This window comes from Thiomicrorhabdus hydrogeniphila (assembly GCF_054656895.1).
Genome location: NZ_BAAHXL010000001.1, coordinates 2,702,479 through 2,725,937 on the forward strand (window position 1 = coordinate 2,702,479; position 23,459 = coordinate 2,725,937).

Annotated in this window: 21 protein-coding genes; 4 read left to right on the forward strand and 17 right to left on the reverse strand. The window is 37.2% G+C overall.

Annotation, left to right across the window (positions count from 1 at the left end):
* Positions 1–52: 52 nt before the first annotated feature.
* Positions 53–949, reverse strand: coding sequence for an SMP-30/gluconolactonase/LRE family protein (locus ACYQ0E_RS12200; protein ID WP_460188498.1), 897 nt, complete (start codon positions 947–949; stop codon positions 53–55).
* A gap of 155 nt (positions 950–1,104) precedes the next feature.
* A complete protein-coding gene (locus ACYQ0E_RS12205; RefSeq protein ID WP_460187378.1) occupies positions 1,105–2,052 on the reverse strand; it encodes an IS110 family RNA-guided transposase in 948 nt (315 codons plus the stop codon).
* Positions 2,053–2,532: 480 nt separating this feature from the next.
* Between ACYQ0E_RS12205 and ACYQ0E_RS12210 the strand changes: the two genes are divergently transcribed.
* Entirely contained in the window at positions 2,533–3,282 is a 750-nt protein-coding gene (locus tag ACYQ0E_RS12210; RefSeq protein ID WP_460188499.1) for a DUF4395 family protein, read from the forward strand.
* 62 nt (positions 3,283–3,344) lie between these two features.
* On the opposite strand, the gene ACYQ0E_RS12215 is transcribed toward ACYQ0E_RS12210, so the two are convergent.
* Complete coding sequence (locus ACYQ0E_RS12215) at positions 3,345–3,929, reverse strand: TetR/AcrR family transcriptional regulator (protein WP_460188500.1); 585 nt, start codon at positions 3,927–3,929, stop codon at positions 3,345–3,347.
* Positions 3,930–4,086: 157 nt separating this feature from the next.
* On the opposite strand from ACYQ0E_RS12215, the gene ACYQ0E_RS12220 reads away from it, so the two are divergent.
* A complete protein-coding gene (locus ACYQ0E_RS12220; protein ID WP_460188501.1) occupies positions 4,087–4,512 on the forward strand; it encodes a rhodanese-like domain-containing protein in 426 nt (141 codons plus the stop codon).
* Positions 4,513–4,643: 131 nt separating this feature from the next.
* On the opposite strand, the gene ACYQ0E_RS12225 is transcribed toward ACYQ0E_RS12220, so the two are convergent.
* The 6 genes from ACYQ0E_RS12225 to ACYQ0E_RS12250 form a co-directional block, all read right to left on the reverse strand.
* Complete coding sequence (locus ACYQ0E_RS12225) at positions 4,644–5,594, reverse strand: tetratricopeptide repeat protein (protein WP_460188502.1); 951 nt, start codon at positions 5,592–5,594, stop codon at positions 4,644–4,646.
* On the reverse strand, positions 5,582–7,027 hold the full coding sequence (locus tag ACYQ0E_RS12230) for an aspartate kinase (RefSeq protein WP_460188503.1): 1,446 nt from the start codon (positions 7,025–7,027) through the stop codon (positions 5,582–5,584). The genes ACYQ0E_RS12225 and ACYQ0E_RS12230 overlap by 13 nt, the downstream gene beginning before the upstream one ends.
* A gap of 274 nt (positions 7,028–7,301) precedes the next feature.
* On the reverse strand, positions 7,302–7,694 hold the full coding sequence (locus tag ACYQ0E_RS12235) for an ectoine synthase (protein WP_460188504.1): 393 nt from the start codon (positions 7,692–7,694) through the stop codon (positions 7,302–7,304).
* Between the two features lie 20 nt (positions 7,695–7,714).
* Positions 7,715–8,980 (reverse strand): diaminobutyrate--2-oxoglutarate transaminase, encoded by a 1,266-nt coding sequence (gene ectB, locus ACYQ0E_RS12240; RefSeq protein WP_460188505.1) that lies wholly within the window; start codon positions 8,978–8,980, stop codon positions 7,715–7,717.
* Between the two features lie 46 nt (positions 8,981–9,026).
* Positions 9,027–9,596, reverse strand: coding sequence for a diaminobutyrate acetyltransferase (gene ectA, locus ACYQ0E_RS12245; RefSeq protein ID WP_460188506.1), 570 nt, complete (start codon positions 9,594–9,596; stop codon positions 9,027–9,029).
* Between the two features lie 495 nt (positions 9,597–10,091).
* Entirely contained in the window at positions 10,092–11,249 is a 1,158-nt protein-coding gene (locus tag ACYQ0E_RS12250; protein WP_460188507.1) for a DUF3095 domain-containing protein, read from the reverse strand.
* A gap of 436 nt (positions 11,250–11,685) precedes the next feature.
* Here ACYQ0E_RS12250 and ACYQ0E_RS12255 point away from each other — a divergent pair, with 436 nt between their 5' ends.
* Positions 11,686–12,825: a glycerate kinase gene (locus ACYQ0E_RS12255; RefSeq protein WP_460188508.1), complete on the forward strand. Its 1,140-nt coding sequence runs from the start codon at positions 11,686–11,688 to the stop codon at positions 12,823–12,825.
* Between the two features lie 110 nt (positions 12,826–12,935).
* Here ACYQ0E_RS12255 and hisI read toward each other — a convergent pair whose 3' ends face one another.
* The 3 genes from hisI to ACYQ0E_RS12270 form a co-directional block, all read right to left on the reverse strand.
* The gene (gene hisI, locus ACYQ0E_RS12260) at positions 12,936–13,379 is read right to left on the reverse strand and encodes a phosphoribosyl-AMP cyclohydrolase (RefSeq protein WP_460188509.1); all 444 of its coding nucleotides are present in this window, start codon (positions 13,377–13,379) and stop codon (positions 12,936–12,938) included.
* A gap of 21 nt (positions 13,380–13,400) precedes the next feature.
* Positions 13,401–14,477, reverse strand: a complete 1,077-nt coding sequence (locus tag ACYQ0E_RS12265; RefSeq protein ID WP_460188510.1) for a 3'-5' exonuclease — start codon at positions 14,475–14,477, stop codon at positions 13,401–13,403.
* A gap of 135 nt (positions 14,478–14,612) precedes the next feature.
* A complete protein-coding gene (locus ACYQ0E_RS12270) occupies positions 14,613–15,743 on the reverse strand; it encodes a glycosyltransferase family 4 protein (RefSeq protein ID WP_460188511.1) in 1,131 nt (376 codons plus the stop codon).
* A gap of 142 nt (positions 15,744–15,885) precedes the next feature.
* Between ACYQ0E_RS12270 and ACYQ0E_RS12275 the strand changes: the two genes are divergently transcribed.
* On the forward strand, positions 15,886–16,758 hold the full coding sequence (locus ACYQ0E_RS12275) for a UDP-2,3-diacylglucosamine diphosphatase (RefSeq protein WP_460188512.1): 873 nt from the start codon (positions 15,886–15,888) through the stop codon (positions 16,756–16,758).
* 16 nt (positions 16,759–16,774) lie between these two features.
* Here ACYQ0E_RS12275 and ACYQ0E_RS12280 read toward each other — a convergent pair whose 3' ends face one another.
* From ACYQ0E_RS12280 to ACYQ0E_RS12300, 5 genes are all read right to left on the reverse strand, one after another.
* Entirely contained in the window at positions 16,775–19,669 is a 2,895-nt protein-coding gene (locus ACYQ0E_RS12280; RefSeq protein WP_460188513.1) for an ATP-binding protein, read from the reverse strand.
* 163 nt (positions 19,670–19,832) lie between these two features.
* Positions 19,833–21,047, reverse strand: a complete 1,215-nt coding sequence (gene truD / locus ACYQ0E_RS12285; protein WP_460188514.1) for a tRNA pseudouridine(13) synthase TruD — start codon at positions 21,045–21,047, stop codon at positions 19,833–19,835.
* Positions 21,048–21,162: 115 nt separating this feature from the next.
* Positions 21,163–21,618 (reverse strand): hypothetical protein, encoded by a 456-nt coding sequence (locus ACYQ0E_RS12290; protein WP_460188515.1) that lies wholly within the window; start codon positions 21,616–21,618, stop codon positions 21,163–21,165.
* Positions 21,619–21,723: 105 nt separating this feature from the next.
* Positions 21,724–22,692 carry a Tim44 domain-containing protein gene (locus ACYQ0E_RS12295; RefSeq protein WP_460188516.1) on the reverse strand — a complete coding sequence of 323 codons (969 nt, stop codon included), beginning with the start codon at positions 22,690–22,692 and terminating at the stop codon, positions 21,724–21,726.
* A gap of 151 nt (positions 22,693–22,843) precedes the next feature.
* Positions 22,844–23,428 carry a class I SAM-dependent methyltransferase gene (locus tag ACYQ0E_RS12300; RefSeq protein WP_460188517.1) on the reverse strand — a complete coding sequence of 195 codons (585 nt, stop codon included), beginning with the start codon at positions 23,426–23,428 and terminating at the stop codon, positions 22,844–22,846.
* Between the last annotated feature and the right edge of the window lie 31 nt (positions 23,429–23,459).

The following is a 23,459-nucleotide window of genomic DNA, read 5'->3' on the forward strand; positions in this document are numbered from 1 at the left end:
AGCCCAGCTTTTTACTTAAACAGAATAATAAAGTGATTTGAGGTGTTTTACCTTATTTGTTCTCTAAAGATTTAATCCATACTTTATTTGTTAAAAAAGAAGGAATAAGTAACCTGTTTCTCTTATTGTCATAACCTAAATCTGCGGGGGATTCTAAACCTTTAAATAAAGTTTTTGGTTCTGCAGCAATTTGTATTTGTTTAATGGCTTGAGCCTTCCAGCTAGAAAATAGAACATCGCCATTATTGTCCGCAATTAAACCATCTAACTTATTATAAGGTAGTTTTTCACTGCTTAATAATTTACCGTTTAGGTCAAAATAATGCACCTGACCGCTAGCAATGGTAATGACAATTAACTGCCCATCTTTTTCTAAAATACCATTTGGACGACCTAAATCTTGTCCTTTGGTTAAAATTTTAACTTCACCTTTAGCCGACACATGGTAAATAGCGTCAGTACCCGCTGGTTTAAAACCAGGTGCTACACCACTATCGGTTACCCACACGCCACCTTGTGATGATGGCGTAACGCCATTTAAAAATGAACTGCCAGCAATAGGATAATTTGCAATGGGTTTACCGGTGGTTAAGTTAAAGGTTCGGATAGTATCAATATCGGCCACATATAAAGTATTGCCATCCGCAACCATGCCTTTGGGAGCATTTAACGTTACCCCATTTTTTCCGCCTACAATCCACTTTAAATCTAGCACTTTTCCCTCTGGACTGAGTTTTGAAATAAAGCCATTATTGTCTTTATCAAACGGACTACCATGAATATTGGATACTAAATACACATCATTTTGTTGGTTATATTCAACCGACTCAGGCGTTTGAAAGCCGACATTTTCAATCACCATATTATTTGTAGCAGCCATCGCTAAGCTAGAAGAAAGCATAAGTGCACTAAATACCACACCTACTGCTAAAGATTGTTTATGACACATTTTTATACCCACAACAGACTCCCAAAATAAATAATCCAATAATTGAAAACTCATTTCTATTAAACAGAACTTAATTCAACTAAATTTTACGTAAAATAGTGTTAAACAATGTAAATTTTATCCAAATTACCAGATACTGTGTTCAACATTAGATGTCAAGCACAGTTCTTATATTCTGGATCAAAAGGTTTGCCGTGCTTTAATACGGCAAACACAATATGAATAAGTTTTCTCATTATTGCCACCACTCTTTTCTTTCCTTTTACGCCGTTGGCTTTTAACCGTTCTGAAAAACGCTTAATGACAGGGTTATGCTGAATGGCACTTAATGCTGGCATATACAATGCCTTTCTGAGTTCGGCATCGCCCATTTTGGACATCTTTGAGCTATTCAATGAGCTACCTGACTGACGAATTAACGGAGCAAGTCCCATAAAACTGGCCATGTGCTTGGCTTTGTCAAAATACTTTATATCACGAATTCCAACTAACAACCGAGTGGCGGTGGCTTCAGCAATACCGGGTATGGTTTCGAGTAGCTTAACTTGGCTCAGCAATTCATCGTCTGAGCGTAAGCACTTTTTTATTTTGGTTTCAATTTTTTTAAGTTGTTGACTCAAATGCGCAATCTGTTCTTGTTCAAACTCTTGAATCTCTAACTCTAGGCTGCTACCCATTTGATTTTTAAGTTGAATCTCTTGTTTTATTAGTAGAGATTGTACTCTGTGCCATTCTTGCAGTTTACGCAGTGTTGGCGACGGTGGTTGCCATGGCTTTGGGCGTTGTGTCATGGCAAAGTCAGCAATAAGTTTGGCATCTTCTTTATCGGTCTTGGTTCGATTCAGTTGCGATTGTGCATATCGCTTGATTCGGGTTGGGTTAACGACACTAACCGAAATCTTTTGTTCATAAAGTACCAAAGCTAAGCCAAGCGAGTATTTGCCAGTGGCTTCCATGACAATGGCACAATTTTGATTAGGCATCCATTGGATTAGGGCTTTATAGCCAAGTTCATCATTTAAAAAGCGTTTAACATCGCTTGTTTGAGCAATAGCGACATCAAAGTATTCTTTTCCTATATCAACACCAATATATGTTGTCATAATTTACCACCTTTATGTTTTGTGATAAGGTAATTATTGCTTGGTAAAATCACACTATGAGCAGACTAACCTTATGAATACAGGCTAAACGACGGTTTGCCTAAGATACTGTTCAGTTTATAGTGTGTGGGGATAAAGGTCTTAATCTGATAACCTGGATCACTTCGGTGTCCTTGGCCTGGTAACAAGATCTCTCTATCCCTTTACTAAGCGTCCCTAGTAAATTCTCCATTTCTGAAGAACACTTTCAACATATAAGGCCTGGTATATATATCCAACAAGAAATATCATTCTTTATAATTACAGACTTGTGTATTTTATCCATCCAATAATTCCCTATATATAGGGCTTGTGGCCACTATCTTTAACTTATTTAATGCAGCCCAAAAATATTTTAACTCTAACTTACTTTACACTTATATAATAAATGTTAACCTTGTATACCAAGATAACGTAAAACAACAATGGATTGGAAAACAAATGCTTAAATATCATTTTAAAAACCTTTGGTTTCGAGACAAAACAGAAGACATGATTTTTATCAATAAATACGCGGTACAAATGCGTGCTGGCTTACTGCTTTTAATACCAATTTATATGGTTATTATTCTGTTTACCACCGTACTGGCGCCAACCTGGACGGTAACACCCAATACCTTTGCCGAAGAAACGTTTGATGTAACAACGGATTTTAGAGTCATATTTAATGTTCAGGCTTTTAAGACGCCATTTGATTACACCGTGCCAACTTTTGTGTTGTTTTATGGCTTGTTTGAAATGATTGCAGGTATGTTTGTGAGAACAGCTTACCTTTCACCAACCATTCATATTGCTACTTTTTTAACACGTAATACTCGTCCAAAATGGGAGCCATTAAAACCCAAACGTTTTGCTTGGCTTATTGGTGCTACATTAATCATATCTTGTTTAATGTTTTTTCATCCAGACTCGGTGGCCAGAGTAGTAAATGCTACCTTTAATGATGAATTATTGCCTACCACAACAAATTGGATGCCTAATTTTGTTCCACTACTTGTTGGTGTTTGTTTTGCCTTTATGTGGCTAGAAGGGGTATTTGGTTTCTGTTTAGGCTGTAAAGTTCATTGGATTTTAGCTAAGTTAGGTATCTTTAAAGAACATTGCTATAGCTGTATGAATGTCGATTTTGAACAGCAACAGTGGATCAATGAACGCAAAGCAATGGAAGCGGAACTAAACGCTAAAAAGTAATCTTTTCAAGCTCAACCTATCTGTTTTAACATCTAACTAAAGCCTTTATAAATTAAAGGCTTTTATATAATCTGAGTAGCCTTTTTATAAACCTTAATCAAACGATGTACTTGATTCGGAATTTCTTGTACAACAGCATTGCGCATAATGCCATAGTAAGAATAATCAATTAAATAGGCTAATTCTTCAGCCGTTGCATCCACAGAATCTAAATCGAGCAAATTTTGTTTGCTCCCTTGTTCAAGCTCATTTGCGATAAACTTAATTGTAATAGCATGTTTAGCATCAACAATATCTTTAGCAACATCGTGAACAGCACTGTGCAAATCTTTTAAAATATAATCATCTTGTACATGCTCAAAAACTTTTTTGCCAATCGCGATTAAATACTCTTCAATAATTTCCCAAGGGTTAGTTAATTGAATTTCTTGCATTCTATTATTGGCTTCATTAATAGAGTTTTTAGTACACAACTGCACAACATTTCTAAATAAAAACTTTTTATTTTTGAAATATTTATGCACGGTTACTCTTGAATACCCCGTGTATTCGCTGATTATTGACATGTTTGTTTTACTATAGCCAAATTGTGAAAAACACTTAAGAGCCAATTCAATAATTTCTTGTTCTGTTTTATTAGATATCATTTTATGAGTTTAAGTTCTCTATCAATAAGATTAATAACCTTATGCTATCATCTGTACATTTAATATAAAAGTGTTAACATCAATATTTGATTTAAATCAGTCTTTTTACGCCTTTTATACACACCAAATTAAAGGCAAAAAACGCAAGGAAAAAAATATGAAAACAATGATGGACTATATTACTGACGCACAATCTCAAATTAAACAGGTTTCTGTTGAACAAGCCAAAAAAATGGTTGAAAGCGGAACCCGTATTTTAGATGTTAGAGAACCAGGTGAATATTTATCGGGAACCATTACTGGTGCGATTAATGTTCCTAGAGGGACATTAGAACCTGCTGCTGACCTTGAATACGTAAGCGCAAACCCAGACTTACGCGATCATAGAGATAGCGAATGGTTAATTGTGTGCAGATCAGGCGGTAGAGCCGCATTAGCGACAAAAACATTGTCTGAAATGGGATTTACTGATGTTTCTAATATGATTGGTGGCATGATCGAATGGGAATCTAAAGGCTTTCCAACTTGCATCCCATCTAGTGATGATATGCCCGTTATGCTAAAAGAACCTTGTCTTGTTTAGAGCTAGTTCTTTACTTTAGTCATTAACCACGAATTCGCAAAAGCTCATTTAAAACACTTTGCGTTTTTGTGGTTAAAGACATTTAAATTGACTGTAATTTCGTCACCACAACACCATTTAACGCTTTAATATTAAGTGTTAGACGTGTCAGGCTCGTAGGTTTTTGTTTTAATTAATAATTTAAAATCAGGGTGATCTACCAGGCCTGCAAAAATGGGGTCTTCTTTTACTTCTTCCAGCAAACCTTCAGCACCTTCGATGGCTTTTTGTAAATAATCTAACGCTTCAGCCGTTTGGTTCATTGACGCATAAGCCCCTGCCATTTGATAAAAGGCGTGTTTATTTTCTGGGTCAATTTTTAAGGCCTGGTGGCAAAGATTAATCGCCCATAATGGCTCATTCATTTCCAATAACACATCCGCTTTATAGGTCATGGCTTCAGTGTTTTCGCTATCTAATTCTAAAATTTCATCATAAATCGCTAAACGATTACTTAAAATTTGTTCTTGCCCCGCTTTTAACCAAAGGCTGTGAATATCTTGGTGTTTGCTTAGACGTTGTTGAGCAGAAGAAATACCTCTTGATTTATGGTTTAGCTCTTCCTCCAAGGCTTTTAATCGACCTTCATAGGTTTCTATGACCTCAGTAACTTTAGCATCAGCCATATTGTGTACACGTTCTTTTACGTCACGCAAAGAACTCCAACCCACCAATAAAAGTACCGATGAAATTCCCGCTATTAAGTAAAAAAAGTAGGTAACAGTATCTGTGGCATATCCCACTGCCTGATTAACCGCCGCCAACTCTCTATTTACCACTTCTTTAGTAAGATTGACTTGCAAATCATTCATATCAACCCTTAATTGACGAAGCTCGTCCATAACATAACGTTCTACAAATGGATTGTACATTGGCTTGGTTAATTGATTAACATCTTGAGTTTTTCTATCATGTTTAAGCTCTGTGGGCGGCACTGTTTGAGTTGTTTGAACGGTCTGAGTTGTTGCCGTGGGTTGTGAATTCTCCGTAGCGTGCGCAAGAGGATTCCACAAAAACAATAATGTTAAAATTAATATTCGCATATTTTTCCCTTATGGCTTTGGGTTGCTACTAAATTAGTGTGTAACGCTTTAACCGTTTTTTCAAAATCGGTTTCATTTACAAAAAATTGCATTTCAACTTGGCGTGTATTTTGGTGAATTGCTTCAATATTCACACCTTCTTTATAGAGAGTGCCTACCGCACAGGCTAAAAAGCCTTTTATGCGCATATCGCTGCCCATAGCTGATACCAAAGCGACTTTACTGGTTTGTATTGATGCCGTTTGTAACTGACTTTGTAGTTGTTGCGATAAACGATTGCCTTTTTTAAGCGAATCATTAAGGTACAACGTGATGGTATTGGCATTAAAATCTTTATTGACTACATTGCACTGTAAACGCTGGGTAATGTCTCTAATAATCGTTTCATAACCCGCACGAGCCCCCATCATTTCTTGGTCAAAAATTTCAACGGCTAAGAGTCGTGGCATACCTGCAATAATTTCAACTTTAGGGGATTCACTTACATACTCTTCGGTAATTAAGGTTCCTTCATGCTCGGGTTCAAAAATATTTTTAATGCGTAAAGGTATTTTGGCTTGTCTAAGCCCTTTTGCCGCTCGTGGATGAATGGCCTCCATGCCTAAATTGGCCAGTTGATCCGCAATATCATAATTTGTTCTACCAATTGGAATGACTTGCTGTTCACCCACCAATTTTGGGTCAGCACTACTTAGGTGGTATTCTTTATGAATAACGGCTTCATGGGCTTTCATTAAAACAGCAATACGACTAAAAGTCATTTCACTGTAACCACGGTCGTAAGTTTGCATTAGGTTTTCAATGCAATGGCTATAACCTGTAACAATGGGTAAGGTGTTGCTAAAATCAATATCGTTTAAATTTTCAACAATCATTTTATCCAGCGGCATAGGTTCATTAGCTTGCCAACCGGTTAAATCAACAAATTGAGCGTTAATCCCTTCGGCCTTTAAAAGATTTGCCAGGTTATAAGCACTGTGTGCTTCACCTAAACTGGCTAAAAGCTCACGAACGGTAAGTAAATGCGTTTCTAATGAAAAATGACCATGACTACACAAGTCTTGCAAATAAGTTAATAGCTGCTCTGTTTCTAAAATACGACGACTAATAAACTTATTGGCTTCTTCTAACAAGGTTACATCATCAAATAATGTGCTGTTAATTTCATTGAGCTTATTGCCTAATACTTCTAAAGCCGCTTGCCAATTAGCATCCACATCATCATTTGCAAACAAGCCATATACACCAGGTGTACCCGTTTTTTTATGTTCTAACAAAAGATCGGTTACGCCACCATAAGCAGACACCACAAAAATGCGCTGGTACGCAGATTCTGGAAAATTAATAATATTGTCACGAACGGTAAGGTATTCACTCATAGAAGTACCACCAATCTTTTCAACGCTTAAGGTGCTCTGCTGTTGTTGTGTCATTTTTCTCTTGTATTTTTTAATTTATTTTTGGTTTTACCAGGCCTGGTAATTCTTGCGACCATTTATGCTTTATACGCCATGGTAAACATGAGTACACATAGGTAAATAAAATAAGCGCCGTTAACTATTCATTTATGAATAAACCACGCTTTTATAAAATTCTTATAAAACAAACCACAAAGTTCTAAAACGAAAGCATCTAAACTTTATTAAAAAGTTTTGTGTCTTAGTGACTTTGTGGTGTTTGTTTTTTCTTTTTTGCTTAACTTAGCGCTTATTCTGGCAAGTTATAAGAGCCATCTGAATCGTGAGTTTCACGCCCTGTAACAGGCGGATTAAACACACAAACCATACGCATTGGTTTGCCATTAAGGGCTTTTAAAGAGTGTTGGTCATTGTTATTTAACGCGTAAACCGTACCTTCTCTAATTGGGTGAGTAATGCCAGTGGCTTTATCATAAATTTCACCTTCACCCTCAATACAATAAACGGCTTCTAAATGGTTTTTATACCACATGTGCAACACTTCATTTGGCTTGATAATCGTGTCGTGTAGTGAAAATCCCATGCCATCGTTAGCCAATAAAAGACGACGACTCGTCCATTGTTTATCGTCAACATCGGCGTCGGTACCAATAATGTCATCATAGAGATTACGAACAATCATTTTAAACTCCTACTTTTTCGTTAATTTTCGTTTTTTTCAAGAACTTTTCGAATTGCATTTTGCAAAATGTCAAAACCTTCATTAATGAGCTCTTCAGTAATAACCAAAGGCCCTAAAAATTTAATAACTTCACTATCCGCACCTGCGGTTTCAATAACCAAACCGTCATTAAAAGCCGTTGAACAAATATCCGAAGTTAGTTCTGGTTTTTTAAACTCCATACCCCAAATAAAACCGTGACCACGAATTTCACGAATTAAATTTGGAAAAGTCAGTGCAATTTCTTCCATGCGTTTTTGAACCAGTTTAGATTTAGCATTGGTTTGCTTAGCCATTCGGTCATCAGACCAGTACTCTTTAAGAGCAGCCGTTACCGCAACAAAGGCTAAGTTGTTTCCACGGAATGTGCCCGAATGCTCGCCTGGACTCCACTTATCAAGCTCTGGTTTCATCAAGACTAAAGACATTGGATGACCCGCACCAATCGACTTGGATAAAGTCACAATATCAGGTACGATGCCTGCACGTTCAAAACTAAAGAACTCACCGGAGCGACCGTTACCTACCTGAATATCATCAACAATCATTAAAATATCAAAGTCATCACAAATTTTACGTAACTCTTGTAACCACTCTTCACCAGCAACGTTAATCCCACCTTCAGCCTGAATTGTTTCTAGCACAATCGCTGCTGGCAGTTCGGTACCAGACGAGTCATCATCTAAAATCTTACGCAGGTATGCCATGGTATCTACCTTATCGCCAAGATAGTTGTGAAAAGGTACTTGATAGGTATAGCCAGGCACACCATAGTTATCATCATGATAATATTTATTACCCGTAATACTTAACGAGCCCATCGACATACCGTGAAAACCGTTGGTAAAAGACATAACCTGCTTACGGCCTTTAACCTTACGTGCAATTTTTAAGGCCGTTTCAATCGCATTTGTACCCGTTGGGCCAACAAACTGCAATTTGTACTCTAAATTACGTGGTTTAAGAATATTCTCTACAAACGTTTCCATAAAATCGCGTTTGGCAACGGTAGCCATATCTAAGGCATGGCCAATACCATCGTTTTGCAGGTAGTTAATAACGGCATCATTCACAACCGGATTATTATGTCCGTAATTTAAAGCGCCTGCTCCGGCAAAGAAATCGATGTATCTTTTACCGTCTTCATCCCAGATTTCAGCCATTTTAGCTTTTTCGAATACCGTTGGAAAAGAGCGTATATAGCCCCTTACTTCTGATTCATATTGATTAAAGATACTTAACGACATGGTTAACTCCTAAAGGTTTTTAGTAATAGCCTTTGCAAAAAGGTCTCTATAAATGTAAAAAGGTATGAAGCGGCTGGTTTTGCGGTGCTCGCAAAATATACTCTTGTTCTGCTTCATGATCTTGGCCTGCAAAATGTTCAACTTTAATAAAGTCACAAACATGCATATTTAGGCCATGTTGTTTGGCTAGCGATTTAAACACCCCTTGTGAGGCTTTGTTGCTAGGAGAAATTGTGCAGCTCACTGCGGTGAGTGGCGTACTTGAATGCATTTGTTTGTTAATTAGCTCGGTAATTAGCCGTTTAGCTAGGCCTTGTCCGCGCATTTTTTCAGATACAGCGACTTGCCAAACAAATAAGTTTTGCCAATCATCTGGTCTACGATAGGCCGATACAAAACCAACTATCTCACCATTTAATTCAGCCAACATACAGCTGTCGGCAAAGTGGCTGGCTTGTAAAAAATACAAATAGCTTGAATTCAAATCTAGTGGTGGACAGTTCTCAACCAACTGATACAGCGCCATGCCGTCTTGCAGTGTGGGAGATCTAAAAACCAACGTAGATTGCGCTGTGTTATTTTGTGATGCGTTTAAATTTTGGGGGTCATGCTCCATAAAATACTCGGGTATTGATTCAACGCTTAATTGCGTTTATAAATGAAAATTAATTATTTTTAAAAAAGTGAAACCATTGTTTTTTAGGTTTTAGAGAAAAGAGCCACATAATATTTTTGCGCTACACTTCAAACGCTTATAAAGTAAATCAAGTGACATTAATGTAGTGGAATATTTTTTGTGAACAAGGCCTGACCGCTTAGTAAGCGCAAAGTAGCCCGAAGAAGTGCACGTAATAGTGCTTGTATTTAAAGATGGACCTGCTAAAAAAAAGATGACTTAGCCTTGCTGGTAATTTAGTTGGCTTTTATTCAAACAAATTCACAGGCAAAATTCAAGTCGGGTTTTAAAGGCAACAATTGCTTTTTATTCAAAATAACCGCCAATTTTGCAAACAAAAATTCGATTTCATCAACTTTTTTACAGTCTTTTAATCTAAAATTTTGACACCATATTGGCGTTTATTTTTATAAAATTCTCGCCTTTATTTCATTATTAACTCGCCAAAATTATTTGATTTTTTAACTGCTTAGCCGCCATGGTATAACCGCCATTATTCGCATCCACAAAATGCACATGTTCAATACCAGTTTTGGCCACTAAACACGTTATTAATGCGGCATTGGTCAAATGCACACCATAGAACAATTCACCATTTTCACAGGCCTGGTCTAACCATCCAATTAACGCTTGTACTTTTTGTTTGTCGCCAGACAAAATGGCTCTAAATGTATCATCTAGTTTTATATAGTCAGAATTCAATACCATATCTTGTTTGTATTGCCCCCAATCACCAAATTTATTTTTGACTTTAAACGCCATCCAAACTTTACCAATAATATTTTGTGCTCGTATTATTTGTCTTACCTTCCACTTTGACCAAAAAGACTGATGCAAACTATTGGCATTAACCTCAACATTTAATTTATCTTTATTTAAAGAGAGTGATAACCCTTGCCTGTTTAATGGATGATGTTGCGTCACATCGCCTAAAAATTCCACTATTTTTTGACTAACGGTTTGGTATAAAAGTAGCGTTTGTTCCTCAGTATCCGCTCTAGATTTAACCAATAAACTCATCGTAACACCATGCTGGCTAGGTATCTCATTCCAGCGACATTCAAATCCACTAAAATCGGCATTGGCTTGTATATTCTCGTCTAAAGCATAGGTATTGGACTCTTTAATTAAGTTATCAGCATCCTCTAAACCACCTCCCATAAAAAAATATTGTGTCAGTGATGGTGATACTTGGTATTTACAAATCTTGACAGGCCTGGTCAGTTTTCTAAGGGGAACCAACCCTACTCGCAACTCTAACTGCATGGATTCTTTTGCCAGTTCTTGACAGCCTTTTAAAGCTTCCTTAACAGCAATTAAGGCATTAGGCGGTACACAAAATGTTGCTCCATCGCCCCCAAAAACATAAGGAATCTTTATCGGTTTTAAGGCATTTACAATGGCGGCAATGGTACTACCGCCTACCGCATTAATATCTCGATACCGACCCGCTTCTATCGCTTTTGTTGATCCTTTAATATCCGTAATCACCACCCACCAGTCGTGCGGTAGCGCTTTATAGGCCATTATATTTAACGTATCTTTTAAATCACTTAAAACCTGTAAAGAATCATCAAAACTTTTGTTTTCCATCGACTACTCAAATATATTTTGTCACTTTTGCACGAGTGAGGTGCGTGGGAAAAAAGAACAAATTTGCCTGATTACAGCGAATAATGTAACGAATAGGCGGCTATGAGCAATTTGTTCATAAAATCAGATGAATTTTAGCCATTGTTCACCCTGCATTGATTCGTGTAGCGGCTACATTTTAGCTAAACAACCGTTTTTCTATGTTGACCGATTCATTTAACTACGTCAAACGGTTTTACCAGGCCTGGTAAAATCGTTTTTTGGCCAACCTTATAAATAATACTCTTTAAAAAAATAGTGTATTTTGCCAAACGGGCTTGGTTATAATAAAAATACGTTATCTTTCAATACATCCGAGTTTACAAAGTCGTTTACTCGCTCTCTTATATGCAATGTTGCCGCTTTTACCCTGCCTAATTTAATACCAGGATTTACTATGTCTGATTCAAAACCCTTTTCTGTACTACTGGCTCCCGATAGTTTTAAAGGTTCATTAGATGCCGCCGATTTTTGTAAAATTGCAAGCCAAGTTATTCACCGCATTAACCCAACAGCACAAGTATTTTCTCGTCCTATGTCAGACGGTGGTGAAGGTTTTGTAGATACGTTTGTTTGTGCAGATGCGGGGCAAGCCAAATCTTCTTGGGTATCCGGGCCTTTAGGCAAAAAAACCAAAGCCAGCTTTGCTTGGCAAGAAGACAAACAAACCGCCATTATCGAAATGGCGCAAGCATCCGGCATTACCAAGGTACAAAAAAATGAACTTAACCCTCTCAACACGCACTCTTATGGCACAGGTCAATTAATACAAGAAGCGATTAACCTTGGGGCTAAAAAAATCATTTTAGGATTAGGAGGTTCAGCCACCAATGACGGTGGTGCAGGCGCATTAATGGCCTTGGGAATACCTATGTTAAATAACAAAGACCAAGAGATTGGCTTAGGTGGCCAAGCATTAAAAGACCTGGCAACCATTGGTAAAATACCCAGCCATCTACTAGAAATAGAGTGGGAAATTGCCTGTGATGTCACCAATCCATTATTAGGTGAAAGTGGCGCTACGGCTATTTTTGGCCCACAAAAAGGTGGCCAACCTCACCAGTTAGCGGTGTTAGAAAATGCACTAACCCATTATGCCCAAGTATTAGAAGCGCACGCCAATAAAGCCATTCATTTAGAACCAGGCGCAGGAGCAGCAGGTGGTATGGCGGCAGGTTTTATGGGTTTATTAAACGCCACCTTAGTGCCAGGGTTTGATGTTATTAATGAAACCTTGCAACTGGAAGAGTTAATTAAAAACCAAAATTTTGATTACATTATTACTGGCGAAGGCCGTTTTGATAACCAAACTCGCTTTGGCAAACTGCCATTACGCATTGCGCAATTAGGGCAAAAATACCAAGTACCCACCATTGGAATTTGCGGCAGTTTAACCTGCTCAGTAGAAGACTTACCCGAATTTAAAGCTATTTTTAGCATAGTCAATAAAGTCATGGATGAAGCTGAAGCAATGGGCAATGCCCACTATCTTCTACAACAAACCATGTTATCGGTTATACCTTTATTGGCCAAATAAAGATCTATTTAGCCAATAAAAATGCTTTAAATATACAGATTACCAGGCCTGGTAATTTGTGAATTAAGTTAGAGAATATTTACCATTTAAACGGTTAAATTTTATAAAACTTACTTTTTGTATAGCTCTTCTGGATTTATGATTGGATTGGTGGCGATTGTGACTTTATTGTCTGCTACTTGAGTGTAGAAACAGCTTCTACGGCCGGTATGACAAGCAGGACCTGTTTGGTCTACTTGTAATAGAATAGCATCACCATCACAGTCAAACGTGAGTGCTTTTAGGGTTTGAATTTGTCCGGACTCTTCCCCTTTACGCCAGTAATTTTGACGAGAACGTGACCAGTAACAAACACGACCTGTTTGTAGGGTTTCTTCTAATGATTTGCTGTTCATCCACGCCATCATGAGCACTTCTTTTGTGTCATACTGCTGGGCAATAGCGGGTATTAAACCGTCGGCATCAAACTTAACTTGTTCTTTAATTTGTTGCCAATCAAATTGGTCGCCTTGTTGGGCTTTTTCTAGCTCTTTAAATGTGGTTTGGTTGCACATATCTTGTCTCTTAAGGTTAGATTAACTGCGTTTAGCATTAGCAAATGCAGCGGCAAATGGGTTATTGGTAATCACCTCTTTGGCAGCTTTTGGTTTAGCTTGCTGTACTTGAGATTTTTCACCTTTTAGCATCATGGCATTAAATAGGTCTACCGTAGCAACAGCATCAGCCAAAGCATCGTGTGCATCACCTGGAAAAGGTTTACCTAAAACTTCTTCATAGGCAACGGTCAGTTTTGGTGTTTTAAAGAACCAATACATGTTTTCGCTGTGCCAACGCATCGCACCAATTAGATCTTTACTGAGTTCAGCCGCATCTAACCAGGTGTTGTAGTCTAATTCAAATTTTAGCATTTTCTTTTCTGCACTTTTTTGTAAGTACATAAAGTCACTTTCGGTACTATAAGCCAAGACAATATCCGCATCTAGCAAGGTGTCATGAATCATGTCCCAAGCTTGGCCAAGTGTGGGTTGACCTTGCACCATTTCGGTTGTGATATTGTGTTTTTCATTTTCGGGAATCTCATAACCAGGGTTAATTAATTGGTTAAACAGTTCTTTGCCGTTAATGTCACAAGCTGATACCTGAATAATATCGGCTTCTGGATCAGTACAAATATTTGTGGCTTCAATATCAATACAGACTACTTTTTTGCCTTTAAGCTCTTTGGCATGGCCTTTAAGCTTAAAGAGTGCATCATTTCTTTTTTCTTGAATCAGCGGAATGACTTCAGAATCACAAAACTCTTTAATGAGTTCAGCCAGTTTTTTAGAAAATCGAGTAATGGATTTTGTTAATGCCGCGCGAACCGCCTCATCTTCAGAACAACGTTCAATAAACTGATCAATCGTAATAATTTCTTCACCAATGGTCAGTTTTGTTAACGATTCAGCAACCAGTTTTTTTGGGTTATAGTCAAAATCTTCTAAAGGTGGAATATAGATATTGGCATTAAGTAATGACTTTTGGCCTTTTGCTGGAGAGGCCATAATTTCAACCCCTTTAATGTTTAGACCATCAGAGGCGGCGACAGCAACAAGATACTCTTTAAGAGGTTGGTTACGTTTATCTAGCAAAATCAGTTGTGCATTACTCATAAGAAAAGGGCTTTATTATTGGAACTTTGCACCCGTTGAAATAGGGACAAAAGTCTCATGTTAAAAAAAATAATGAGGGGTATTGTACCGTTAATGCAAACAGATATTGAACAAATCAGTCAGTTTAATGAGGCTTTATCCATTCCAGTTAATGAAGCTTAGATTTTGTATATATTGCTGGGCGGCATGAGGCCAATTAAACTGTGGAATAGTTTGGTGAATATTGTTTTTTGAAATGTTAAGAGCTTGTTCTATGGCGGTACGTAAATCATGATTGGTTGAACCATTAACACCTTCAGTAATAATATCTTTTGGCCCTGTCACTGGATAAGCGGCAACCGGTGTTCCACAAGCAATGGCTTCAATATTAACCACGCCAAACGTATCTGTTTTTGAAGGAAACACAAATACATCCGCAGAAGCATAAAACGTTGCTAATTCATCCCCCGATTTTGCTCCTAAAAAATAACATTGCGAGTAGCGTTTTTGTAAATTTTCTAGTTCAGGGCCTTCACCAATAATGACCTTACTACCAGGGAGTTCTAATTTAAGAAACTCTTCAAGATTTTTTTCTGGTGCAATACGACCAACATAAAGCATGATAGGGGCTTCGTAATTCAGTTTACGTTTTTGTTGCGGGTTAAATATTTGGGTATCAACGCCACGAGACATTAACGCCAAATTATGAAAACCTTTTGCTTTTAAATCTTTCAAAATTGATAGGCCTGGTACTAATGTTTTTTGCGCCGGAGAGTGAAAATACCGTAGCCCTGCATAAGTAAAAACAGGTGAGATCGGCAACCTAGCCCGAATATATTCTGGATAACGCGTGTGATACCCTGTGGTAAAAGGTAGCTTGTGTTTTATGACAATATGCCTGGCAAACCAACCCAAAGCCCCTTCGGTAGCAATATGAATCGCATCAGGTTTAAAGTCAATAATACGTTTTTCTAGCCCTTTTGGTCGCCAAACACAACGAATCTCATGATACGTAGGAAGCGGAAAACTTTTGTACTCTAAAGGTTGAATAACATCAACCTCTACTCCTTGATTCTTTAATTCTTTAATCAAATTTGTAAGCGTGGTCACCACACCATTTATTTGCGGATACCAAGCATCAGTAACTAAAGTTAACCGTTTTATAGTGTGCGTGCGGTTTACCATATTGTGCTGATACGGTAATTGAGATTCATCCTCAAAATTTAGCCTTTGATAAGGCTTATTTTTAGGTGTTTTATTTGTGGAGGCTTGTGTCATAGTGTTCATGATTTTTACTATAAAAACACTATGTTAAAAATAGATGATACCTAGATGAACTTATAATGAGCGTTGTTCATCTAACGGTAATATTACTGTCAAAATCAATTTATACACTGTGTGGCATAACCCTAATTTTAGAGAAGGTATTATGAACACAGATGCATTTAGTCACAGCCTAACAAACCCATTAGAATCACAAATTCATTTTCCTGATTGGATGAAGGATATTGCCGAAGATGATTTTATCTTGGCTGAAAATAATCATGAAGTTCAGCGTTATAGAACGATTTTTATTTCAGACACCCATCTGGGCAGTAAAGCGGCCAAAGCAGAATTTTTGGCGGAGTTTTTAAAATACAATCACTGCCAAAAGCTGTATTTGGTAGGAGATATTATTGATGGTTGGCGTTTAAAAAAACGTATGTATTGGCCCCAATCACATACCAATGTGATTAGACGTATTTTAACCATGTCAAAACGAGGTACCGATGTGGTGTATGTAACAGGAAATCATGACGATTTTTTACGCCGATACTCTGGGCTCGATTTTGGCAATATAAAACTCTGCGATAAAACCGTGTTTAAAGCCGCTAATGGTCATCAATATTTGGTGGTTCACGGTGATAAATACGATAGCGTAGTACAAACACAAAAATGGTTAGCGATTATTGGTGATTGGGGCTATGAAAGCCTGGTAGTCATAAATCGTTATTTTAATCAGTTACGCCGTAAATTGGGTTTGGGATATTGGTCTCTTTCTGCTTATGTAAAACAAAAAGTAAAAGGTGCGGTTTCGTTTATATCTGCCTATGAAGAAGCCGTGGTTAAAGACTGTAAAAATGATCATTATCATGGTGTGGTATGTGGTCACATTCATCACCCTGAAATTAGAATGATTGATGATGTGCAATATTTAAACTGCGGAGATTGGGTAGAATCTTGTACCGCAATTGTGGAAACCTTAGAGGGTGAAATCAAACTATTACGCTGGGTAGAAGTCAGCCACGAAAACAATCAATAACTCAATAGCCAACCACTTATAAACACCATTTAATCATCATTTCATTAAATGACTCTCTTTCAATGGGTTTAGATAAAAAATCATTCATACCCACTTCAAGACATCGTTGTTTATCTTGTACCATAACATTTGCGGTAAGTGCCACTATAGGGATAGGTATCTCATGGGTAGATAGCATCTCTTCTTTACGTATCACTCTGGTTGCTTCAAAGCCATTCATAACTGGCATTTGACAATCCATCACTATAAGTTGATATTTTTGCGGTGCAATACGCCAAAGTTCTATGCCTTTTAACCCATTTTCAGCTACATCAATTTTTGCGCCTAGGCGTTTAAGAAATGCCACAATCACTTTTTGATTAACGTCATTATCTTCAACTAATAAAACCGTTTTATCTTTTAAGGGTAACGCTTTGCTAATATCTGTTTCGTCCAACCCTAACAGCGGAATACTTTCCTGTTGAATTTTATGCTCTCTTTGTAAAGGCAGTTTTACCCAAAAACAACTACCTTTATTTACTTCAGAGTGTACCCCAATCTGCCCTTTCATAAGATCAACCAATTGTTTACATATTGCTAAACCTAATCCAGTACCACCAAATTGTCTTGCTGTTGTATTATCTGCTTGGGTAAAAGAGTCAAATAATTTAGATAAGTTCTCTTCTGCAATACCTATACCTGTGTCCAATACTTCAATATAAATATGATTATTTTCTAAATCATTGTTTTGTTCATTAGTTGCGGTTACTTGGCTAATATTAAGCGTTACAGAACCTTTATCGGTAAATTTTAGGGCATTACCAATTAAGTTCATAATAAGTTGCTGAAGACGCATAGAATCACCAATCAAAGTGTTTGGTACTTCGGGTGAAAATTGATAGTTTAAGGCGATATTATTGTCTTCCGCGATAGAGGACATTAAATGCAAAGTTTCTTCTACAATATTGCGCAAATCAATAGGTTCATTCACTAAGACCACTTGCCCCTCATCAAGCTTAGCAAAGTCTAATACTTCATTAATTATTTTTAATAAAATATCGCCACTGTGCTTAATGGCCTGTAAATATTGTGTTTGAACACTATTTAAAGGTGTGTCAAATAATAAGTCTGTCATTCCCAAAACCCCATTCATTGGAGTTCTAATCTCATGACTTACGGTGGCAACAAATCGACTTCTTGCTTTTGCTAATGCCTCGGCTCTTTCTTTGGCCAGGCTTAATTGTTGCTGTGTTTGTTGTTGCAAAGTAATGTCGCGCACGACTTGAACCAATAAAGTCTTGCCGTTAAGTTCAATTTGGTTAAAGTTAATCTCTACCGAAATTCGCTGACCTTTGGCATCTCGCAAATAAAGCGGTTCATTTTCTATAACAACAGTGGATGTTGTAGAATCCAAATCAATATATTGCTGTTTTAGATTTTCATAGGTCGAAAAACTATCTGACTCTAACCAATGACTAAATAATTTATTTTGCAGGTCATTCTTTTGGCAGTTTAACAATTGTTCCGCTGCGGTATTTGTGTCTACAATACGGCCCTCAATATCAACAACAAAAATAGATTCTGGAACCGATTGAATCAAATCTGTTGCATTTTTTTCCGCTGTTTTTTGGGCATGAATAGAAGTGATGTAACCACGTAAGACATCTGGTTTACCTGCTCGGTTATACAAAATATGGCTTAAATCATAAATCCATTTATAGCCGCCATTTCCGTTCACTTTAAGACGGTAAACCATTTCAACTTTATTGGCATTATTGACATAGGCGGTAATAAGTTTTTCTCTTACACTGTCTACATCTTCTGGATAAATCCACTCTAAAAAAGAGTGATCAACTAAGGTTTTAGCCTCTTTTCCCAATAGATTTAATACATTTGGTGAAGCATATAAAATTGACATATTTCTATCAATTTTCTTCTCTAATAATACCGTTGGTCCTGCATTAAATAGCTCATCGTGGTCTTTGGCTTGCATCAGTTTTTCACGTTCTTCTTGCAACTGTTTAAAAACCAAATTAACGACCAGTGAAATGATAAAAATAACTAAAAATATTAAAAATGCCACCACCACAACATGTTCAACATATTCATTAAATACCGATTTACGTTGAATCGCTTGAACTTGCCAAGAAACATTATCAACGGGTGCGGAAGCAAGAACGGGATTATTACTATGATTATCGGTTAATAGCTCAAAACCTTCTAAAATAACGTCCTCATTACCATAATGAGATGGAGCGGGCTGCTTACCTAAAAGCACTCTATGTGGAGGAAGTTGTTCACTAATAACAAGTTCATATTCTTTGATATTTAAGTCGATAATAAAGCTTTCTAATGGTTTAAAAGAGAGTTTTAGCCAAAACCCTGCCCATTCATCACCCATTGTTATAGGAAACAAAATATCAAAATGAAATTCACCATTTGGTGCTTGGTGCGCTCGTACTCGAGAAGTTGCAGGGGATATGTTATTGACTTCAGATTTAATTAAAGCGCGACATTTTGGGCCCATGTTTTCAACATGACTGCCAACAACAATTTTGCCTTTAGTATTAATAATGGCAAACTCGGTATCAGAAGGAAAAAGCTCCTTAACATCATTTTGAATTTCGGCTAAATCGTAAGGATAACCACCCCCTTTTGCCAATTGAAAAATACTGTCTTGATGGTGAGAAGCAATAGATTTAACAATCAATTGATGTTTTGCAACATAATCAGATACAAAAGAAGCGAGTCCATTAGCTGATATTTTGGCGGCTTGCGTAACACGCTGTTCATTTTGCGACAATATATAAGAAACCACGATAGCAATAGAAATTGCCAAACCTAGCATGGATAACCAAAAAACAAATGGTAGTCTAAAGCGAGAGTTTGCTTCCCTTTTATTTGTATTGTTCTGGCTTGATGTGTTGGGCATAAGGTAAATACTATTAAGTTGAATTATGTAAATTCATATTGGCTTTAGTCAGGCTAGAATTTCTATTGTAACTCCGATTATAGAGCAAGCAAGCATGTTTAACGACCATTGCAATTGAATAACAAAATAAACATTAAGTTCATGTTATTTAAAATCAAAAAACTTATCCATTCACCTGCAATATTTCTCGTAAAACCATCGTAGCAAAACTCCCTGCGGGCAAAGCAAATTGCAATACTAGATTTAAACCAGGTTTGTTATCTAAATCGCCATTCGTTATTTCTTCAAAAAACCACGTTAAATTCTGTGGCATTAAGCACAATGAACGTCTATCTGGCTTTACTCTATTTTGACTCAAGCCATCACACCAGGCCTGGTAATTTTTAACAACCGTTTCTTCTAATTCCCTTGGCTTGTGTGCCGTTGGTAAAGGGCCGTCACCAAATAATCCGCCAGTAAGTTCTACCGAGCCTTGTTGTAGTTTTTGCTGTAATTCATCTAATTTGTTCGCTGTTTCAACCAAAATAAATTCATCATTATCCAAATCTTTAAGCAGGTCACCCAACAAAATATGATGCCAACACCCCTGTTTAATACGTTCATTAAGCAGTTCATTAAACATCCAAGAACGCAGAGCAGAGATATATAAACCCTGTTGATTTTGATTACCATTTTTATTTTTTGCACCACGTTTTCGGTTACGTGAATGGCGTTGTTGGCCACTTAATAATAATTTAGCACCTTGCACCAGGTTATTACCATCTCGTCCAAAACGTTGTCCACCAAAATAATTGGGCACGCCATTTTTTTGTATAAGACTGAGTTTTTTATCTAAGATTTCTATTAAATTGGCTTTAGATAAACTTTCATTACGACTACATACATCTCTTAAAACCAAGGTAAATTGATTACCGATTAAATCGCCTCGCTGCAGTTTTTTATTATGGCGGTGCATATCTAAAATGGTCACCCCCTCAATATCCAATGCATCTGGATTAGGGTCGGCTTTGCCTGGCAACTGAATACTAAACCACTGTTTGGTAACGGCTTGTCGGTCTTTTTGACCTGCAAACCCGACATTGTGTTTGGCCGTATTTGCCCATTTAGCTAACATGCCCGCTACCCAGTCTGTATTTTGACCACGTTTTTCTACCCAACACCAAAGATGTTCACCAGTTTCAGTAAACACAGTATTAGAAATCTCATTTACCCTAAAATCTTCTGGATAGGTTTTTAGCAGGCCTGTTAGTTCAGGTTTTTGGTAAGCATAAGCCAATAAATCAAAGTCTGCTTTAACCTTTAATAATGGCTCGTTATCTACAGAATCTGAATGATTTGATGAGGCATTTGTATGAGAGGCGTTTGAGTCTAACGACATGAATAATTCTCTTTTTTAAAGCATAAAAAAACCTGGAAAACCCAGGCTTTAAAACTCAGTAACACCTTACAGCATTACTCATTTTGTGTATAAAACAGATATCGGTAAAAAATAATTACAAGTCTGTAAACACTTTTTCAGCCATAGGTAACTCTTTACCTTTTGGTTTTTCATCATAGATTTGTATTAATATTTGACGAATATTACCTGGCACAACATAGTCTTTAATTAATTGTCTGGCATCAATAGGTGAATCTTTATTAATGTAAAGATACACATTTCGCAAATGACACTTATTGGTTGGGTCAGAAGCTAATGGGCGTAAAGTGCCATAACCACTTATTTTAAGATCTTCTTTTGTCACTATTGTAATCTTGTGATAATAATCAGAACTAAGAGGTTGGTCAAAACAGATTTGCAAAACTCGGTCAAAATTACCCGAGCCTTTATCTAAGTTATTAACGATTTTAGCAGAGGTAATTTTTACAGGGGCTTTACTGCAAGCCTGTAGTGATAAAAGACTCACAACAATGGCTGTGAATATAAACCCTTTAGACCATAAATAACGCATAAAGTACCTCTGTATTATTGATATTAACCTGTATAAAAATTCACTTAAATTTCATTAAATAATCGTATTAAACAACTTGTTAAGTTACCAGACTAAACTTCCGATTTACACGGCCTGATTTACCTGCTGAATACCCGCTACTTGCCAATTACCTTCATCATTCGCTAAACGACGAATATGCCAAATTTCATTAAAGGCATGCGCGCCTTTAACAGCGTCTTCCTGAATAAAGCCACTAAAACGAATACTTACAATAAAATATTCACCATCTATCGCCATGGCAGCAATTTCGGCATCTAAGGTATCTACAACCGTGTGATTATCACCCGGTTTTGCATTGGTTAGCTCACCTTGAAGAGCGGTATAAAGATCAGGGGTGCAATAAGATTCTATTTCCGATAAATCCACATCATCCCACGCTTTTTGCAATGCCATAAAATGTGATTTAGCGCCGTCTACAAATCCATCTTCATCAAACCACGCTGGAATTTCACTTAAATACTGTGCGTTTTGACTGACACCTTGCCCTACACCATCTTCTAAATCAGCACCAATAATTGAACCACTTGAAGATGCCGCAGATTGAGGTGCAGACTCATGTGTTTGGCGAAAAGCTTGTTGTTGAGATGCCATATCAGGTTGATTATATGATTGATTGCCATCATAAGCAGATTGGTGCTGAGGTTGTGCATGGCTTTGTTTTTTTCGAGCAAACAATTTAAATAATACAAAGGCAATTAAGGCAAACATCAAGATATCAAAAAACTGAATACCATCAAAACCATCACCAAATAACATTGCCGCTAATAAACCACCTGCAGCCAAACCCGCTAAAGGACCAAGCCATTTAGACGCACCAGACGCTGGACGACCTGCTGCACCGGCACTATTAGCTTGCTTAGTAGGTGCCGCTTTAGGCGTACTGTATTGTTTAGGTGCAACTTGTTTGTTGTAACCAAAACTTTTACCCATACCAAAACGTTTCGCTTCTGCCGCATTACTGACTGACATAAGAGTAAAAAACAGGCTCAACATAATCACCGATACAGTCTTAAATTTCATTAATGATTTCACTTAATAAACTCCTAGGGTTTACTTTTAAAATGTAGTTAGAATAAAGGCATTGTAATGATTTAAAGTCAAAACACCAATTTCTCAAACAAATTTATATTTTTACCAGGCCTGGTATGACCAAAGACCATATACAGTGTGCGTGAATAAGCTTTTAAGCTTCTTTAACACAACGAGAGATCGTGTAATCCTTACCCTGCTTAACTTTGTCGTAGTTACCAAACACTTCCATAAAGTTACGCTTCATGTACTGTCTTAAACCGTTAATGGTCACCACTACAAACTGCCCACCTGGTGCGAGTTGATTATGCACATCATTTAGCATAATGCTTAACATCTCTTTGCCCACTTTAGCTGGGATATTTGACACCACTGTGGTAAACATAATATCTTTAGGTACGGCACTTAAACCGTTTGATAAATACGCTTTGGCATTAGGCAACTTATTTAACTTAGCGTTTTTATTAGAATAGTCTACCGCCACAAAATCTTTATCAACCATATGCACTTGGCCTTTTGGTGCGTTAGCGGCGATGGCTAAACCAATTGGCCCGTAACCACACCCAATATCTAAGGCCACTTCATCGTCTTTGATTTCTAAATACTTAAGAAACAAATCGGTACCTGAATCTATTTCTCTTGGGCTAAAAATCCCCCAAGTGGTGGCAAAGGTTAAATCTTTGCCCGCTAAATTCGCTTGAATATGTAAATCTTTTTTTAATTCTTCAATGGTTGCCACGGTATTTTCCAATAATTTTCTGTATTTTGAA

Bases quoted from the DNA above. Each gene is read 5' to 3' on its own strand.
- ACYQ0E_RS12200 (WP_460188498.1), bottom strand. From the start codon at position 949: ATGTGTCATAAACAATCTTTAGCAGTAGGTGTGGTATTTAGTGCACTT.
- ACYQ0E_RS12205 (WP_460187378.1), bottom strand. From the start codon at position 2,052: ATGACAACATATATTGGTGTTGATATAGGAAAAGAATACTTTGATGTC.
- ACYQ0E_RS12210 (WP_460188499.1), top strand. From the start codon at position 2,533: ATGCTTAAATATCATTTTAAAAACCTTTGGTTTCGAGACAAAACAGAA.
- ACYQ0E_RS12215 (WP_460188500.1), bottom strand. From the start codon at position 3,929: ATGATATCTAATAAAACAGAACAAGAAATTATTGAATTGGCTCTTAAG.
- ACYQ0E_RS12220 (WP_460188501.1), top strand. From the start codon at position 4,087: ATGAAAACAATGATGGACTATATTACTGACGCACAATCTCAAATTAAA.
- ACYQ0E_RS12225 (WP_460188502.1), bottom strand. From the start codon at position 5,594: ATGCGAATATTAATTTTAACATTATTGTTTTTGTGGAATCCTCTTGCG.
- ACYQ0E_RS12230 (WP_460188503.1), bottom strand. From the start codon at position 7,027: ATGACACAACAACAGCAGAGCACCTTAAGCGTTGAAAAGATTGGTGGT.
- ACYQ0E_RS12235 (WP_460188504.1), bottom strand. From the start codon at position 7,694: ATGATTGTTCGTAATCTCTATGATGACATTATTGGTACCGACGCCGAT.
- ectB (WP_460188505.1), bottom strand. From the start codon at position 8,980: ATGTCGTTAAGTATCTTTAATCAATATGAATCAGAAGTAAGGGGCTAT.
- ectA (WP_460188506.1), bottom strand. From the start codon at position 9,596: ATGGAGCATGACCCCCAAAATTTAAACGCATCACAAAATAACACAGCG.
- ACYQ0E_RS12250 (WP_460188507.1), bottom strand. From the start codon at position 11,249: ATGGAAAACAAAAGTTTTGATGATTCTTTACAGGTTTTAAGTGATTTA.
- ACYQ0E_RS12255 (WP_460188508.1), top strand. From the start codon at position 11,686: ATGTCTGATTCAAAACCCTTTTCTGTACTACTGGCTCCCGATAGTTTT.
- hisI (WP_460188509.1), bottom strand. From the start codon at position 13,379: ATGTGCAACCAAACCACATTTAAAGAGCTAGAAAAAGCCCAACAAGGC.
- ACYQ0E_RS12265 (WP_460188510.1), bottom strand. From the start codon at position 14,477: ATGAGTAATGCACAACTGATTTTGCTAGATAAACGTAACCAACCTCTT.
- ACYQ0E_RS12270 (WP_460188511.1), bottom strand. From the start codon at position 15,743: ATGAACACTATGACACAAGCCTCCACAAATAAAACACCTAAAAATAAG.
- ACYQ0E_RS12275 (WP_460188512.1), top strand. From the start codon at position 15,886: ATGAACACAGATGCATTTAGTCACAGCCTAACAAACCCATTAGAATCA.
- ACYQ0E_RS12280 (WP_460188513.1), bottom strand. From the start codon at position 19,669: ATGCCCAACACATCAAGCCAGAACAATACAAATAAAAGGGAAGCAAAC.
- truD (WP_460188514.1), bottom strand. From the start codon at position 21,047: ATGTCGTTAGACTCAAACGCCTCTCATACAAATGCCTCATCAAATCAT.
- ACYQ0E_RS12290 (WP_460188515.1), bottom strand. From the start codon at position 21,618: ATGCGTTATTTATGGTCTAAAGGGTTTATATTCACAGCCATTGTTGTG.